7 protein-coding genes are annotated in these 18,142 nt (G+C 61.4%); all 7 read left to right on the forward strand.

What is annotated here, in order from left to right; translation table 11 throughout:
- Positions 1–206: 206 nt before the first annotated feature.
- Positions 207–10,598: a putative Ig domain-containing protein gene (locus N4T19_RS17110; RefSeq protein WP_260718609.1), complete on the forward strand. Its 10,392-nt coding sequence runs from the start codon at positions 207–209 to the stop codon at positions 10,596–10,598.
- Positions 10,599–10,605: 7 nt separating this feature from the next.
- A complete protein-coding gene (locus tag N4T19_RS17115) occupies positions 10,606–11,295 on the forward strand; it encodes a hypothetical protein (protein WP_133248106.1) in 690 nt (229 codons plus the stop codon).
- Between the two features lie 3 nt (positions 11,296–11,298).
- Positions 11,299–11,907: a hypothetical protein gene (locus N4T19_RS17120; protein ID WP_260718610.1), complete on the forward strand. Its 609-nt coding sequence runs from the start codon at positions 11,299–11,301 to the stop codon at positions 11,905–11,907.
- A 661-nt stretch (positions 11,908–12,568) separates the two neighbouring features.
- Entirely contained in the window at positions 12,569–14,251 is a 1,683-nt protein-coding gene (gene lldP, locus N4T19_RS17125) for an L-lactate permease (RefSeq protein WP_260718611.1), read from the forward strand.
- A gap of 67 nt (positions 14,252–14,318) precedes the next feature.
- Positions 14,319–15,095, forward strand: a complete 777-nt coding sequence (gene lldR / locus N4T19_RS17130) for a transcriptional regulator LldR (protein ID WP_116925443.1) — start codon at positions 14,319–14,321, stop codon at positions 15,093–15,095.
- 61 nt (positions 15,096–15,156) lie between these two features.
- The gene (lldD, locus tag N4T19_RS17135) at positions 15,157–16,293 is read left to right on the forward strand and encodes an FMN-dependent L-lactate dehydrogenase LldD (protein ID WP_116925444.1); all 1,137 of its coding nucleotides are present in this window, start codon (positions 15,157–15,159) and stop codon (positions 16,291–16,293) included.
- Between the two features lie 25 nt (positions 16,294–16,318).
- Positions 16,319–18,073, forward strand: coding sequence for a D-lactate dehydrogenase (gene dld / locus N4T19_RS17140; protein ID WP_260718612.1), 1,755 nt, complete (start codon positions 16,319–16,321; stop codon positions 18,071–18,073).
- Positions 18,074–18,142 lie beyond the last annotated feature (69 nt).

Here is an 18,142-nt window from a genome sequence, read left to right on the forward strand (position 1 = left end):
TATCGCAGCCGCAAAGACAAGAGCTGCAACAAAATATAGTTTGAGTAAGCATATTTTTGATGACTTTATGGCTGTGGTCCGCATCTGCTGCCGCACAGACTGCCAATATGACTTTGGAGCGGGTAAGTCTTTTCTTCAGCGATGGCGTTTCAGCTGAGGAAATACGACAAATCCCTGCGCAAGCCCAAGCACCGCTTAAAAACGGCTTGACGCTTATCAATGACGAGAAATCTAGCTTTGGTGCAAGTGGCGTGCAGTGGAAGTGGTTACTTCGCAATAGCACCTTATCGCCGCTTGACGATGTGCGCATCACCGGCTTTGTGGATATTGACCAGGATGCTGCCGATAACACCTTTTTCAACGAATCGGTGTTGGCCCCGACGCTGACCGCACCTGCTGGCCATATTGCTGCGGATCGATGGGAAGCGGGAGAGATGGGCTATATGGCTGGCTCCTTGCTGTCACGCGCTGCGGTCGGTGATCTGCGAAATAGCACCCAGGCACCGGCTGCTGGCGAGGATATGGCGATCGCCCTGTCCGCCATACCCGGGCAATTGGCTCCCGGACAGGAGCTCAGCGTCTGGTTGGTTGTGGGTGACCAGGACAATGCCGGGGCTACGCAAAATGACCTGGCATCGCTGCGCAAGCATTTTGCGCAGTTCTATTTATTCAAAGACGCGGCACCGGATAACCGTGCGCAAGTGGATTACGCCGTCACGCAGACGGTGGCCAGTACCCAATACAAGGTGGGTGAGTTGGTGCAATACCGCCTGGTGGTCAGCAATGCCGGCCTGGCTGCTGGCTCGGGCGTGACCTTGAGCAGTACGGTGCCAGCCTCGCTGGCCGATGTGCAGTGGGTGTGTACTGCCCAGGGCCTGGCTTCCTGCGATGCCAGCCCAGGCATGGGCCACCAGCTGCGGGTGGATGCCCAGGTGCCCGCTGGCGCTGGCAACCAGGTGGTGGTGACGGTGACCGGTAAAGCGACTGCAGATGGCGTGCTGACGCACCGAGCCTCGGTGGCGCCAACGAACGCCGATACCGTGGACACGAATGTAGCCAACAATGACAGCTTGGTGCAGGTCAGTGTCAGCACTGCTGGGGCTGCGCAGGCCGATTTGGCGGTGTTCAAAACCACCAGCACACCCAACGTGCTGCACGGCGGCAAGCTGGCCTTCCAGCTGGTGGCTGTCAACCATGGCCCGGCAGCGGTCAGCGCAGCGCGACTGCAAGACCTGATGCCCTCGGGCGTGGAGGACATGCGCTGGACCTGCAGTGCGCGCGGTGGTGCCGTATGCGGCACAGCGTCAGGGCAAGGCGGCGATATCCAAGTGCTGGCGGAGATGCCGGTGGGCGCTTCCATCACCATCGATGTGACGGGCGCCATGGCGCAGGCCGGTGGCCACTTGGTGAATACCGCTTCAGTCGCGTCCGAGCTGCCCGATCCCGTGTTGTCCAACAACAGCGCATCCGCCTCCGTCAATGCACCTGCGGGCGCCCTCAAATCCATTCCCACCATGGGCTGGCTGGCGCTGAGTTTGCTGTCGGGCTGCACCTTGTTGCTGGGCGCACGGTGGCTGCAGCGCAAAGGAGGGCTGGGCAGCCGGCGCAGCTGGATGCTGGCCTTGCTGCTGGTGCTGGGCCTGGGCGCGGGGGGTGATTCGCACGCCATCTTTGTCAATGGCGATTTTGAAAGCCAAACGGTGACGGGCTGGACCAAGCGCTTTGGCCTGAACCCGGGCTTGACCGGCGCGCCGCCTTTTCAAGTTGGCGATGTGCGCTTCAATGGCGGCGGCGTGGAGAAGGTCAGCGTGGTGGATGGCCGCTTTGACCCGCGCGCACCGCAGCTGGTACTGCCGCGCCAGGGCAATTTTTCGGCCAAGGTCAACGACGACGACAACGGCGCACACATCAACGAGATCAGCCAAAAGGGTGTGATTGCCGAAACCGACCGCGACCCGGGTGACGGCAAGCTGCATGTGCGCTTCAGGTATGCCGCCGTGCTGGAGGACCCCAGCCACAATCCCACAAACCAGCCTTACTTCTTTGTCGAGATCAAGGATTTGACCAAGGGCGAGACGCTGTACTACGACTTTGCCTTTGCCAACCAGCCCGGCCGCGTGTTCTACACCACGGTCTACAAGGGCAGCAAATGGCTATCCACCCCTTTTATCGATGTGGACCTGGAGGTGCCCGACAGCAGCCTGGGCAACGAGTTGCAGATCCGCGTAGTGGGTGCCGATTGCTCCCAAGGCGGCCATGGCGGCTATGTCTATGTCGATGCCTTTGGCTCGGTCAGCATTCCGCCGCAGGGCGCCTGCGTCAATGACCTGCAACTGCGCGCCAAACCTGGCAATGTGCAGCTGACCTGGGCCGATACCGGCGCCGCCAGCTATGCGGTCTACCGCGCAGACAAGCTGGAAGGTCCTTTTGTGCGTTTGGGCACCACGCAGTCGCGCCACTCTACCTGGCTGGACCGCACGGTGCAGGCGCAAAAAACCTACTACTACAGCATCCGGGCGCTGGATGTGGATGGCCATGCGCTGTGCAGCTCTGGCGAGGTAGCGACCTATGTGCCTGCGCACTGGAGTGTGGGCGACCCGGTGAACCGCCCGCCGATCTTTACCAGCCAGCCGGTGCTTGCTGGGGATGTGCGCCAACTGTATGAGTACCAGGCCACGGCCATCGATGCCGATGGCGACCCGCTCAGCTACCAGCTGATGTATGCCCCCGTGGGCATGACCGTGGATGCCGCCACCGGCAAGATCAGCTGGCAGCCAGGCTTGATGGGGGATTTCCGCGTGAACCTGCAGGTGAGCGACGGCAAGGGGCTGCTGGCCAGCCAGGCCTTCTCCATCCATGTGGTGGATGGCAACCTGCCGCCGCAGATCACCAGCCAGTTCCCTGCCAAGGTACCTGCGGGTGTGAGTTTCTCCCACCAGGTCACCGCCACAGATCCCGAGAGAGGGCCGTTGCAGTACACCTTGGGCAGCCAGGCGGCGGGGATCAGCATCAATGCCTCTGGAGGCATTTACTGGACCAACCCCGAGCCCGGCACCTATCCGCTGGTGATCCAGGTCACCGACCAGTTTGGTGCCCGTGATGTGCAGCGCGTGGTGGTGTCCGTGCAGGCGTTCCCGGCATTCACCAGCCTGCCGGTGTTGACGGCCACCGTGGCCCAGCCCTATACCTACCAGGCGCTGGCCAGCGACCGCGATGGTGACGCTATTGTCTACAGCGTGCTCAGTGGCCCTGCAGGCCTGGTGATCAACGCCAGCAGCGGCGCCGTGACCTGGCCATCGCCTGTGGCGGGGACGGCCGCGGTCGTCCTGGCAGCCACTGATCCGGATGGCAACCAGGGCAAGCAAAGCTTCAGCATTCGCACCACGGCAACGCCCAACCGGGCACCGGTGTTTATCGCCACACCGGTCACCTATGTGGCCTACCCCGCCACTTACGGCTACACGGCCTCGGCCAGCGATGCCGATGGTGACAACCTGGTCTGGAAGCTGCTGCAGGCACCTGCTGGCATGACGATCAGTGAGCGCACGGGCGCGATCGCCTGGAAGTTTGCCAGCAACGTCGCTGGCAAGTTTGCTGTGCGCGTGCAAGTGGACGACCAGCGTGGTGGCCAGACCGAGCAGGCGTTTGAAATCCAGCTGCCGGTGTATGGCAATGGCGCCCCCGCCATCACCAGCCGCCCGCCTAGCCAGGTGCGCGCTGGCGCCATCTATAGCTACTCGGTCAGTGCTACTGACCCTGAGGGCGAGACGCTCAGCTACCGCCTCGCCTCCGGGCCTGCCGCAGCCGCTTGGGCTGGCAATCAGCTGAGCTGGGCCACCAGCGTGGCCGATGTGGGCGTGCATGCGCTGCTGATCGAGGTGGCCGATACCGCCGGCAATGTCGCGCAGCAGAACTGGCAGCTCGAAGTGCTGCCCGCCAGCGGCAACCAGCCGCCGGTGATCAGCTCCACCCCCAAGGTGACGGCCGTTGCCGGTGGGGTGTATGAATACCAGGTGGTTGCCACCGACCGCGATGGTGACCCGCTCAGCTACCAGCTGCTGACCGGCCCGGCAGGCATGACGATCTCTGCCACCGGCAAGCTGGAGTGGCCCGTGCCCGCTGGCTTTGCCGGCAGCGAGATGGTGGAGATTAAAGTGTCCGATGGCCGGGATGGCGAAGTGACCCAGGCCTATGCGATAGGCGTGGGCGTTACCGCCAACCGGCCGCCGCTGATCAATTCGACCCCGGTCGCCACCGGCACGGCCGGCGCGGCCTATCTGTACCAGATTCTGGCCAGCGATCCCGATGCGGATGTGCTGACCTACAGCGTCTCCACCAGCGAGCCCGGTATCACCGTGGACGCGCAGACGGGCCGGGTCTCCTGGGCCGTGCCGGCAGGCACGAGCGGACAGGTGCAGCTGACCGTGCAGGTGACCGACGGCAAGGGCGGCACCGCATCGCAGACCTATGCCATTGGCGTGGGCCAGCCCGGCAACCGCCCACCCCGGGTGACCACGCAGCCTGGCACCAGCGCTGTCTCGGGCGCCAGCTATACCTATGCGCTCAAGGCCGTGGATGCCGATGGTGATACCTTGGTCTATGCATTGACGGAGTTCCCGCAGGGCATGCTGATTGACAGCAGCACCGGTGCCATCCAGTGGAGCGTTCCTGCCAATGTGGCTGGGCTGGCACCTGTGATGGTGGAGGTGACGGACGGCAAGGGTGGCATCGCCACCCAGGGCTACGCCATCTCGGTCTCGGGCGCCTCCAACCGCGCACCCGCATTCAGCTCCACACCGGTGACTTCGGCCACCGCAGGTTCGGCCTACGCCTACACGGCGCGGGCGACCGATCCGGATGGCGATGCCATCAGCTATACGCTGGTCTCAGCCCCCGCCGGCATGGCGATCCATGCCACATCGGGCGCCATCAGCTGGACGCCCACCTTGGCGCAAGGCGGCACCCATGCAGTAGCCGTGCGCGCCACCGATGCCAAGGGGGCCTATGCCACGCAAAGCTTTGGCGTTTACGTGCAGCTGCCAACCAACAACCCACCCCAGATCAGCAGCAAGCCCGCGCTGCGCTGGGCCCCGGGCGTGCCTTATCAATACCAGGTTACGGCGACCGACCCGGAGAACGACCCGCTGACATATGCGCTGGACAAGGCCCCTGCGGGCATGGCCATATCGGCCAGCGGCCTGCTGACCTGGAACAGCCCGGTGCTGGGCAGCCATGCGGTAGAGATCAAGGTGCAGGACAGCCGTGGCGCCTATGTGGTGCAAAGCTATACCTTGCAGATTGCGGCCAACCGCGAGCCGGTCATCACCAGCGCGCCCGTGCCCACTGCGGCCATTGCTGCGCCTTATGCCTACCAGGTGGTGGCCACAGACCCGGATGGTGACTTCCTCACCTACCGAATGAGCGGCGCACCGGCCAGCTTGACCATGTCGGCCACAGGCCTGATCTCGGGCACGCCGACTTCGCAAGGCACGCATGCGATCACCGTGACGGTGTCGGACGGCCAGGCCTCCGTCACCCAGAGCTGGACCTTGCGCGTGACCGAGCCCGCAGCGGGCGGACCGCTGGAGGCGGGCGTGACGCCATCGCCCAAATACCTGAACCTGGGTGAATCGACCACCCTGCAGGTGTTTGCGCAGGGCGGAACAGCGCCCTACACCGTCAGCAGTCTGACCGTGAACGGCCGTGCCGTGACGGTAAACGCCGCTTACCAGGCCATCTTCACGCCCACGGCGATGGGCAAGCACAACCTGCGCCTCACCTTGCGCGATGCCAAGGGCAGCAGCGTGACCGTGGACGACTGGTTCGGCGTCAAGGACCCCAGCGATGTGCTGGCGCCGTTGGCGGCCATCACCGCGCCGGGCAGCTCGGACGACATCACGGTGACGGACGTGTTCGAGCCCACGGCCATCGTGGGCACGGCCTCCGATGCCAACCTGGCTGAGTACCTGCTGATGATCTCGCCAGCGGGCCAGAACCAGTGGAGCAAGATTGGCGGCGGCAGCGCCAGCGTGACGGCCGCCAAGTTGGGCGACCTCAACCCCCAGACCCTGGCCAACGGCTTGTACGACCTGGGCCTGGTCGTGCGCGATATCTCGGGCAATGAGACCAGCGCCAAGGTGACGGTGGCTATCAGCGGAGAGCAAAAGACGGCGCCCCTGCAGCTGACCTTTACCGATATGGCTTTTGAGATCGAAGGCCTGCCGCTCACTGTGCGGCGCAGTTATGACTCGCTCAAACGCGCGCAGCGCATGGACTTTGGCTACGGCTGGTCGGTGGACTACCAGGACGTCTGGCTGCAGACCAATGGCGTACTGGGCCGCTCCTGGGTGATGCAGGAGACGGGCTCGGGCTTCAACCGCAAGATCTGCGTGCGGCCCCAAGGCTCCCGCGTGGCATCGGTGCGTATGCCCGACGGCAGGCTTGAGCAGTTCGACCTGCGGGCCAGTCCGGAGTGCGTGAGCGTGCTGCAGTGGGCGTCCAACCCCAGCGTCAGCCTCGCATTCAGCGCCAAGGCCAGCAACAAGAGCGGCAGCAAGCTCGAAGCGCTGGGCTACAGCGATCTGCGTCTGGCCGGTGGTGATCTGTTCGACATGGGCACGACCGAGACCTTCAACCCCAGCCAGTACAAGCTCACCACTCTGGATGGCATCGAATACATCCTGAACAAGGACTTCGGCATTCAGCAGATCAAGGACCGCAATGGCAACAGCCTGCAGTTCACGCGCAGCGGTATCAGCCACTCTGGCGGCTGGGCGCTGGCCTTTACCCGCGATGCGCAGGGAAAGATTAGCAAGATCAGCGGCCCCGGCGGCCAGGTGTTGAACTATGGCTACGATGCGGCCGACAACCTGATCTCGGTGGTCGACCAGAGCAATGCGGCGTCCGACTTCCGTTACGAGAACCCCAAGGTGGCGCATGGCCTGACCAGCTATACCGATCCACTGGGCCGGCTGGCGCTGAAGACCACGTACGATGACGCCGGGCGCGTGCTGAGCCAGACCGATGCCGCCGGCAAGGCCGTGACGGTGAGCACCGACAACACGGCAAACAAGCAGACCATCAAGGACCGCAACGGCAACACCACCGTGTATGAGTTTGATGACCGGGGCAACATCACCCGCGTGCTGGATGCCGCAGGCGGCACCACCCAGTACGCCTATGACGCCAATGACAACGAGATCGAGGTGATCGACGCGTTGGGCCGCAAGACCACGCGCAGCTACGACGCCTTCGGCAATGTCACCAGCGAAACCGATCCCGCCGGCCGTGTGACCAAGACGGCTTTCAATGCGCAAGGCAATGTCACCACCATCACCGATGCGGCAGGCAACGTCACCACCAATGGCTACAACGCCAGCGGTGATCTAACAGCCATCACCGATGCTGCTGGCAAGGCCTTTGGCATGGGCTACAGCCCGACGGGTAGCCTGAGCAGCATGACCGACAAGGTCGGCAATGCCACCCGCTACACCTATGCCAAGATTAATGGCACCACGCTCAAGCAGACCGAGACGGCTCCGGACGGTACGGTGACCACCTACGCTTACGACAGCGCAGGCAACGTCATCTCCACTACGCGCGCCATCGTCACCCAGCCGGGCCAACCTGCCACCACGGTGGTAGAAAAGAGCAGCTACGACACCAAGGGCAATGTCACCAGCCGCACCAATGCGGTGGGCGACACCAGCACCTACCTCTACGATGCGGCGGGCCAGCTGGTGCAAGAGACCGACAGCCAGGGCCGCAAGACAGCGCATGAGTACAGCCTGCGCGGTGAAAAGTCCAAGACCACCTACCCGGATGGCAGGGTAGAAAGCTGGGCCTATGACAACAACGGCAACGAAACCCAGAGCTGCATCGGTAGCCTGTGCACGCGCACAGCCTACGATGCGCTGGACCGCGCCACCAAGGTCACCGACCCGATGGGCTTTGTCGTCGAGAGCGTGTACGACGCAGCAGGCCAGCTCGCATCTAGCAAGGATGCGCGCGGCAACAGCACGGCGTTTGAATACGACCTGGCTGGCCGTGAAACCAAGCAGACCAATGCCGCTGGCATCGAGGTGACGCGCGAATACGACCTGGCGGGCAACCTCGTCAAAACCACCGACGGCTTGGGCCGGGCGACGGTCCACGTCTACAACAACACCCAAAAGCGCACCAGCACCACCTTGGCCAATGGCGCGGTGACGCAGTTTGCCTATGACGCCAATGGCGTGCTGCTGAGCGAGACCAACCCGCTGGGCCATGCCTACCAGTTTGGCCACGATCCGCTGGGCGCCCTCAAGACCGTGACCGACCCGCTGGGCAAGGCGACCGGCTACACCTGGAATGGCAGCAACCAGCTGCTGACCCAGACCGACGCCAACGGCCACAGCACCCGCTATGGCTACGACAGCGCTGGCCGTCGTGTGGCACGCACCCTGCCAGGCGGCAAGAGCGAAGGCCTGGTCTACGACAGCGAAGGCCGTCTGGTAAGCCGTACTGACTTTGACGGCAGCCAGACCATCTACAGCTATGACGTAGGCGGCAAGCTCAGCAAAGTCACGCGCAGCGATGGCCGCAGCCTGAGCCAAGGCTATGACAGCTTTGGCCGCATGAACAGCCAGACCGATACCGCCTATGGCAACCTGGGCCTGACCCTGGACGGCAACGACCGCGTCACCCGCGAGGTCTGGAGCCACAGCAGCCTGGGCACCAGCTTCAGTGCGACCTTGGACTACGCCTGGGACGCCAACAGCAACCGCACCCAGGTCAGCACCTCGGGCCAGACCATCAAGGCCGGCTACAACACGCTCAACCAGCTGGAGACCCTGACCCACCCCGATGGCAGCACCACCCGTTTTGCCTACGACAACGCCGGCAATCGCGTGCAGGTGACGCGGGCCGATGGCAGCACCACCGACTACCAGTACAACCTGGCCAACCAGCTGACAGCCGTGCTGCACAAAAAGGCAGACGGTGCAGACATTGCCAGCTTTGTCTACACCCTCAATGCCGCAGGCCAGCGCACCCAGGTGGCCGAGCGCATGGTGGGGGTAGGCAGCCCGGCAGAGACGGTGGAGCGCACCGTGCGCTACCAGTACGACGCCGCCGGCAAGCTGCTGCAAGAGCGCGTAGCACAAACCGCACCTGCGGTGTTTGATTCGACCATCGACTACGTCTACGACGCCGTGGGCAACCGCAGCCGTCGCAGCGTCAGCCACAACGGCCAGGTCACCACCTACCAGTACGACAGCCATGACCGCCTCACGCAAAGTGTGGATAGCCTGAGCGGCACCACCACTTACCAGTGGGACGAGCGCGGCAACCTGGTGCAGAAGGCATCACCCGCCGATACCACCACCTATGCCTGGACGGTGGACAACCGCCTGGCCAAGGTCAGCACCGGCGCTAAAACGGTTGAGTACGGTTATGACAGTAGCGGCCGCCGCATCAAGCGCCTGGTCAAAGAGGGCGCCACCACCACGGAGACCCACTACAAGGTCGACCACCAGCGAAGCTACAGCGAGATCCTGGTCGAGAGCACCAAGGTCAACAGCGGCGCCTGGGTCGATACCGTGCATGTGCACACCCCCGATGGCTTAGGTGAGCTGATCGCCAGCACCTCGGCTGGCGCGCAAACCCAGCTGTTCAGCGATGGCCTGGGCAGCGTGCGTGTGGCCCAAACCGCTGCCACCAGCCATGTCTTCAGCTACGACGCATTCGGCATTGCGCTGGGCGCCACTGAAGGCATGCTCGCCAATGCGGCCGATGCCGCTGCTACCAGCCACCGCTACACCGGCGAATATGCCGACAGCCAGACGGGGCTGCTGCATCTCCGTGCGCGTGATTACGATCCACAGCTTGGCCGGTTTATCTCGATGGATGAGCACCCCGGCGCGAGTCGCATTCCGCTGACTTTGAACAAGTACCTGTATGGCAATGCGGACCCGGTGAATACGGTGGATCCGAGTGGGAACATTTTTATATCCATGGCGATGCCCAATTTTGGACATTTGATGCGCGTAACTTCCGCAGGTACCAGAGCGCTCGGGATTTTGGACAAGCTAGACCATGCGCTGACCTTGCTGCAGTTGGTACATGCATACCAACAGGTATGGAGTGTTTTCCAAGGCCCAGAGTGGCAAAATTCCATGAAGGATGCAAAAAATCAAAAGGGTTTTGTGAATGCCATGGAAAATTTTGATGTAGCGGTTGCAGAGCTGGCAGGGAAGTCTGCTGCAATATTTGCAAATAAGGGGGTCGCTAAAGCTATGGGGGAATTTATTAGAGGTACCAGAAATGCGCTGCTGATTTATGGGCCAACCCCCGAAATACCAGGTAAAGTTTCTCCTTTTCCGGTTAAACAGGTTAAGGTGGGCACGTTGTCTCTCAGCAAATCGCATCGAGACATATATGTTGAATTTGGCGTTAGATCGCAGCAAGGGGGCCGCATGCTCGGCGCCGGTCATCGATGGAGCCGCGAAGGGAATTTGCAATGGTTCCGGCAGGATTGGCATAGCGCTGTGGGCCATAACTCCCAAAGTTTGTGCTTTCCTATTGCAGGAGGGTCATATCATTATCACTGCGCAAAATAGGCATGCCATGAATAAAAATGCACTTATTTTTGAGAAGCTGACAACCGATGAAATGAATATTTTGCTGTCAGAGTTGAATGGCAAATTTCCTCATTTCAGTTTGATTTCAAAGCACCAAGAGGACTGGCAGTCGTGTTTTAAAGAGGCAATGGAAAATGTTGCGTCGTATGATGCAGACTACGACCCACCTAGATTTTTGAGGGAGAACTGGCCGACAATTGGACCAGTTTGGGAATTGGCTGATTTTCCACGCCTAGGTGTATGCTCTTTTGATGTGCTGACCAAGGTGAATTCATCCTTCTTGTGGTTGATTTCTTTTTGGTATTGCTGGGATATTAATTTTATTGCTTACTCTTGTACTGATTGCTCAAAAGACATAGCGATAAAATTTCATGCACTTGCAATAAATGCGTTGAATTTTGATTTGGAGCTCAATGCCTTAAATGCCTATGACTCAGTACTAACTGTATTTGAGGATATGGATATGGTTGGTGAGGCATTGGATTTTTATTTGACGGGGGATATGGGAGGCGATGATCCATTTCGCCCCATTCTTTTTTGTAAGCAGATTGAGGTTGTGGAGCAACTTAAGAACCATCCCTTCTTTGTAGGGAAGTGCGACTACTACAGCCGTGAAGAATATTTAAAAGATCCGGTTTTGAACCCGCTGCGTCTGCAGTTACCGCCTGGAATGTGATAAATGCTTTCTCTAAGTGACAAGGCATTTTACCAATACGAAGTTTATTGTTTAATGAACTTTGTTTTGATTAAGCCTGAATCACAGCTGGCGCATTTCTACGTTAAGAGGATTATGCCTGTTTGTGCAGAGTCGCACTTTCAAGCCATCGATCTGGATCATGATTTCAATTCGAACATTATAAACCCTTTGTATCAGCTGTTTATATCTTGTTTTCTGAATTCGCTAAAGATAATGCCGCTATTGGAGGGCCTGTTTGGTGGTGATATATATCGCGAGATAAACAATGAACGAGAAAATCTGTTTGATGATGAGGTGTCAAATAGATTTTTTGAAAATCTTGAATTTAATACATCTTTGAATGGGTTTGAGAATGGAGAATGTTGGCAAGAGCTGAGAGAGAAATCTAGATTATTTTTGACGAAATATAGTCTGTTGGATAATTTTGATTTTCCAAATCCTATGAAATTCTCTGAATTTTTATATCCAGATGATTTTGAAAAGTATGATCCGGCCCCTCGTTGGTCTTGGTGTGGACAGTCCATTTCGTTGGAGGATTGGGCGCAAATGAAAAATATCACGATGGCTGCCTATAAAGACGCGGTAATTTAGTCTCTTGAGAATTGATACGCCAAGGCAGTGACGTATGCAGAAGCTGATGAACGTGCTGCACGGGGGCTGATCAGCTCAGCCCCATGTTGAAAACCGGAGAAGCGCAACGCTTCTTCGATGCGGCATGCCAGTTGGAAAGCCGCAGGCCCGCATGCTTACGGTTCCCTCGGCATGCTTTCCTCTGAACACGCCATGCGCCAGTAACCAAGACAAGTTCTTGCTGCCAGCGACGCCAACCCCATCCACATCCAGTCAACCTCAAAACCGCAGGTTCCGCGGCGTCTGGACATGCACATGGGCAGGCCATGCCTGATGGAACCCGGACGTGTTCCATGCAAAGCCATTGCGCTTTGATTGCTTCATATTGGTATGACCAATATGGAAAATGGCACACTAGATTGTCAAATTAAGGGTTTACCCTGGCAATAAATTTGCATGATTCCCCAATAATCGCCCAACTTTGCCGCAGATTGGCGATTTCATGGTTTATTGGTAATACCAATTTAGACCAAAGGTCCAACCAACGGCATAGCGAACAAGCCATTCACCAAGCAAGGCCAAGCACAGGGCAGCCCTAGCAGCCCGTCAGCGCCAAGCCTCCAGTGAACAGCCCAAGAACAAGGCGCGCCATGCGCCCGTCCAATAACTTCGAGACATCGCCATGCAAACTCTCTGGCAGCAAAACTACGACCCGGCTGGCAACATCTGGGTGTCGGCCCTGGTGGCATTGATTCCGATCCTGTTTTTCTTTTTGGCATTAACCAAGTTGCGGCTCAAGGGCTACCAGGCGGGCACCATCACGGTGGTGCTGGCCCTGGCGGTGGCGTTGTTGTTCTACCGCATGCCCGTCAGCGCGGCGCTGGCTTCGGCCGTCTATGGCTTCTTCTATGGCCTTTGGCCCATTGCCTGGATCATTGTGGCTGCGGTGTTTCTGTACAAGATCTCCGTCAAGACGGGGCAGTTCGATGTGATCCGCTCGTCGATCCTGTCGGTCACGCCGGACCAGCGCCTGCAGCTCATCCTGGTGGGCTTTTGCTTTGGCGCGTTTCTGGAAGGGGCGGCAGGTTTTGGCGCGCCGGTCGCGATCACGGCGGCCTTGCTGGTGGGCCTGGGCTTCAAGCCGCTGTATGCCGCAGGCCTGTGCCTGATCGCCAATACCGCACCGGTGGCGTTTGGTGCGATGGGCATTCCGATCATCGTCGCCGGCCAGGTCTCAGGCGTCGATGCCTTTGCGATTGGCCAGATGGCCGGTCGCCAGCTGCCTTTCATGACTGTGCTGGTGCTGTTCTGGCTGATGGCCATCATGGATGGCTGGCGCGGTGTGAAGGAGACCTGGCCTGCGGTGCTGGTCGGTGGCGGCTCGTTTGCGATCGTGCAGTTTCTCACCGCCAACTACATTGGCCCGGAGCTGCCCGATATCACCTCGGCTATCGTGTCCTTGATTGCGCTGACCCTGTTCCTCAAAGTCTGGCAGCCCAAGCGCATCTTCCGCTTCACACCTGAGGCGGGTGAGCCGGCTGCAACGGCCGTGCCCGCAGCGCCTGTGTCGTCGGGCGCGCCGCTGACGGCTGTTGCCGTCATCAAGGCCTGGTCGCCGTTCATCATCCTGACGGCCATGGTCACGGTCTGGAGCATCAAGCCCTTCAAGGCGCTGTTTGCCGCGGGTGGCCCGCTGGCGTCCACCGTCATCAATATTCCGGTGCCGTTTCTGCACAACCTGGTCGAGAAGACACCGCCCGTCGTGGCCGCTGCCGCCCCTTACGGCGCCGTCTACACCTTCAACTGGCTGCTGGCCACCGGTACCGCCATCCTGATTGCGGCGCTGATCACCATTGCCTTCACCCGCCTGTCGCCGTCCAAGGCAGTGGCAACCTTGGCCGAGACCTTCAAGGAACTGGCCGTGCCGATCTACTCCATCGGTATGGTGCTGGCCTTTGCCTTTGTCGCCAACTACTCGGGCCTGTCGGCCACCCTGGCGCTGGCACTGGCGCACACCGGCCAGGCCTTTACCTTCTTCTCGCCCTTCCTGGGCTGGATAGGGGTGTTCCTGACGGGCTCGGACACCTCTGCCAATGCACTGTTTGCCGCGCTGCAGGCCACTACTGCGCAGCAGCTGGGCCTGCCCCAGGTGCTGACCGTGGCCGCCAACACCACCGGCGGTGTGACGGGCAAGATGATCTCGCCCCAGTCCATCGCCATTGCCTGCGCGGCCGTGGGTCTGGCGGGGCGCGAATCGGATCTGTTTCGCTTCACGGTAAAGCACAGCCTGATCTTTGCGGTCATCATCGGTTTGATGACTACGCTGCAGGCCTATGTGTTTCCGTGGATGATTCCGGGTCATTGAGCGTCGCTGCGCCATCGCCCTTGATGGAGCCCGCGACGGCAACACATACCACCTGAAAGCTCTCCCCATGCGCCTCGCTGACCATGTTGTCGAAAAACTGCTTGCCCTGGTGCAGGCCCGTGGCTTGCAGCCGGGCCAGCGCCTGCCGGCGGAGCGGCAACTGGCGCTGGAGCTGGGGGTGTCGCGCACATCGGTGCGCGAGGCGCTGCAAAAGCTCATCAGCCAGGGGGTGCTGTCGGCCCGGCGCGGCGATGGCACCTATGTGCAAACGGTGCCATCGGCCGATTGGCTGCAAGAGGCCATGGGGCCGTTGGCCGGGCTGATTGAATCGGACCCCAACTACCGCTATGACGTGCTGGAGACCCGCCATGCGCTGGAGAGCAGCACCGCCTGGCTGGCCGCGCAGCGTGCCACCGCGCAAGACAAGGAACGCATCCAGCGCTGTTTTGATGTGATGATTGAGCACCAGCAAAGCGGCCATGCCGAGCTGGCCGCACGCGCCGATGCGCAGTTCCACCTGGCGATTGCCGAGGCATCGCACAACCTGGTGCTGGTGCAGGTGATGCAAAGCCTGTTCACCGTGGTGCTGTCTACCGTGGAGCGCAACCGCCATGACATGTTCCGCTTGAGCGCCCCCGTCACGCTGCAGCAGCTCACCGTGCAGCACCAAAGCCTGATGCAGGCGATTTTGGAGGGCGACCCGCAGCGCGCCCGCGCCTGCATTGGCGAGCACCTGGAGCATGTGCGCCACACCATCTTGCAGATGGACGAAGAGCGCGCGCGGCGCGAGCGATCGATGCGCCTGCCGGCCGAGCTGATGCCCAGCCCGCCCGGGGCGCCCTGATCTGCGCGGACCCTGACAACCAACATACCGAGACAAACCTCCCAGCCCTGAGAGCGCCACCATGATCATCTCTTCCGCATCCGACTACCGCGCCGCCGCGCAAAAGCGCCTGCCGCCGTTTCTGTTCCACTACATCGATGGCGGCGCGTACGCCGAGCAAACGCTCAAGCGCAATGTGGCTGATTACGCCGATGTGGCCCTGCGCCAGCGCGTGCTCAAGGACATGAGCCAGCTCGACACCAGCATCGAGCTGTTTGGCGAGAAGCTCTCTATCCCCGCCATCCTCGCGCCCGTGGGCCTGCTGGGCATGTTTGCACGCCGGGGCGAGGTGCAGGCCTCACGCGCCGCCGCTGCCCATGGCATTCCCTTCACCCTGTCCACCGTTTCGGTCTGCCCGATTGAAGAGGTGGCACCCGGCCTGGGCCGGCCCATGTGGTTCCAGCTCTATGTGCTCAAGGACCGGGGCTTTATGAAGAACGCGCTCGAGCGCGCGCGGGCCGCCGGCTGCTCCACGCTGGTGTTCACCGTTGATATGCCCGTGCCCGGCGCCCGCTACCGCGATGCGCATTCGGGCATGAGCGGCCCCAACGCCGCGATGCGCCGCTACTGGCAGTCCGTCACCCACCCGGCCTGGTCCTGGGATGTGGGCTTGAACGGCCGACCGCACGACCTGGGCAATATCTCCGCCTACCGGGGCAGCCCCACCGGCTTGGCCGACTACATCGGCTGGCTGGGCAGCAATTTTGATCCATCGATCTCCTGGAAGGACCTGGAATGGATCCGCGACTTCTGGAAGGGCCCGATGGTCATCAAGGGCATCCTGGACCCGGAAGACGCCAAGGATGCCGTGCGCTTTGGCGCCGATGGCATTGTGGTCAGCAACCATGGGGGCCGCCAGTTGGATGGCGTGCTGTCCTCGGCCCGCGCGTTGCCGGCCATTGCCGATGCGGTCAAGGGCCAGATCAAGATTCTGGCGGACTCGGGCATCCGCAATGGGCTCGACATTGTGCGCGCCATCGCCTTGGGGGCGGACGCCACCTTGCTCGGCCGCGCCTTTATCTATGCGCTGGCCACGTCGGGCCAGGCCGGCGTCAAGCACCTGCTGGAGCTGATGGAAAAGGAAATGCGCGTGGCGATGACCTTGACCAGCGTGGCCAAGGTCGCCGATATCAACGGCGATCTGCTGGTGCGCCAGTAAACGACGCACCCTACCAAGACCTGCCATGACCGCTGCCAACACCACCTCCGTCTCGCGCGAAGCGCTGCTTGACCAGCTGCGCGCCGCCGTCGGCCCCGCCCATGTGCTGACGGGCGACCAGGCCACGCGCCGTTTTCGCAAAGGCCACCGGACTGGCGAAGGCCCGGTGCTGGCGGTGGTGCGCCCGGCCAGCCTGTGGGAGCAGTGGCAGGTGCTGGAGGCCGCTGTGGCCGCAGGCCGCATTGTCATCATGCAGGCGGCCAACACCGGGCTCACCGGCGGGTCAACGCCCGATGGCAGCGGCTATGACCGCGAGATCGTGCTGATCAACACCTTGCGCATCACCGGAGTGCAGGTGATTGGCGGTGGCGCCCAGGTCATCTGCCTGCCCGGGGCCACGTTGGACAAGTTGGAGCAGGTGCTGGCACCCTTGGGGCGCGAGCCGCATTCGGTCATCGGCTCGTCCTGCATCGGCGCCTCGGTGCTCGGCGGCATCTGCAACAACTCCGGCGGCTCGCTGGTGCGGCGCGGACCGGCCTATACCGAGCTGGCGCTCTACGCCCAGGTGCGGGCCGATGGCTCGCTGGCGCTGGTCAACCACCTGGGCATTGCGCTGGGGGATAGCCCGCAAGAGATTTTGACCCGCCTGCACAACGGCGACTACCGCGAGGCCGACATCACGCACGATGCGCAGCGCGCCGCCTCCGACCCGCGCTACGCCGCCGCCGTGCGCGATGTGGACCAGGATTCGCCCGCGCGCTTCAATGCCGATCCCTCGCGCTTGTTTGAGGCCTCGGGCTCGGCCGGCAAGCTCTGCCTGTTTGCAGTGCGGCTCGATACTTTTCCGAAAGTGCCCAGCACCGTCTTCTATATCGGCAGCAATGCGGCCGACGACCTGACCACGGTGCGCCGCCATCTGCTCACCGCCTTGCCGGAGTTGCCGATTGCCGGTGAGTACATCCACCGCACCGCCTACGACATTGGCGAGCAATACGGCAAGGATACCTTCTTGCTGATCGACCGCTTTGGCACCGCCCGCGTGCCTGCGGCCTTTGCGCTCAAAAGCCGGGTCGATGGCTTCTTTGAGCGGCTGGGCTTGCGCGGCGTCAGCGACCGCATCATCCAGGCGTTCACCAACCTCTTGCCCAGCCACCTGCCCGCGCGCATGCGCCAGTGGCGCGAGCGCTATGAGCACCACCTGCTGCTGCGCGTATCGAACGACACGGCGGACGCCACACGCGCGTTTCTGAGCACGCATTTTGCTGGCAGCGCCAGTGGCGGCTGGTTTGAGTGTGATGCCGATGAAGGGCGCAAGGCCTTTTTGCACCGCTTTGCGATTGCCGGCGCTGCCATCCGCTACCGCGAAGTGCACCGCGCCCAGGTCGAAGACATTGTCGCGCTCGATGTCGCCCTGCGCCGCAATGACCGTGACTGGGTGGAGCAGTTGCCCGCCGAGGTCGAGGCCGACATAGTGCACAAGCTCTACTACGGCCACTTTTTCTGCCATGTCTTCCACCAGGACTACATCGTGAAAAAGGGCGTCGATCCGCTGGCCATGGAGCACCGCATGTGGGCGCTGCTCGATGCGCGCCGGGCCGAGTACCCGGCCGAGCACAATGTGGGCCACCTCTATGTGGCCAAGCCTGCATTGGCCGATTTTTACCGCCAGCTGGACCCCAGTAACAGCTTGAACCCCGGCATTGGCCATACGGCGCGGGGCAAGAACTGGGAGGCTTGTTGTGAGCGGCCAAGTGCCTGGCCCAAAGGGTATTCAGACTAGCGCAGGGCGGGGCTGTGGCGCTGGCGATAACGCACTGGCGCCGGGGAAGGAAGGGCAAGCAATCGCTGG

The sequence above is a fragment of the Comamonas squillarum genome (assembly GCF_025309455.1).
Taxonomy (GTDB): Bacteria; Pseudomonadota; Gammaproteobacteria; order Burkholderiales; family Burkholderiaceae_C; genus Comamonas; species Comamonas squillarum.

Bases quoted from the DNA above. Each gene is read 5' to 3' on its own strand.
- N4T19_RS17115 (WP_133248106.1), top strand. From the start codon at position 10,606: ATGAATAAAAATGCACTTATTTTTGAGAAGCTGACAACCGATGAAATG.
- N4T19_RS17120 (WP_260718610.1), top strand. From the start codon at position 11,299: ATGCTTTCTCTAAGTGACAAGGCATTTTACCAATACGAAGTTTATTGT.
- lldP (WP_260718611.1), top strand. From the start codon at position 12,569: ATGCAAACTCTCTGGCAGCAAAACTACGACCCGGCTGGCAACATCTGG.
- lldR (WP_116925443.1), top strand. From the start codon at position 14,319: ATGCGCCTCGCTGACCATGTTGTCGAAAAACTGCTTGCCCTGGTGCAG.
- lldD (WP_116925444.1), top strand. From the start codon at position 15,157: ATGATCATCTCTTCCGCATCCGACTACCGCGCCGCCGCGCAAAAGCGC.
- dld (WP_260718612.1), top strand. From the start codon at position 16,319: ATGACCGCTGCCAACACCACCTCCGTCTCGCGCGAAGCGCTGCTTGAC.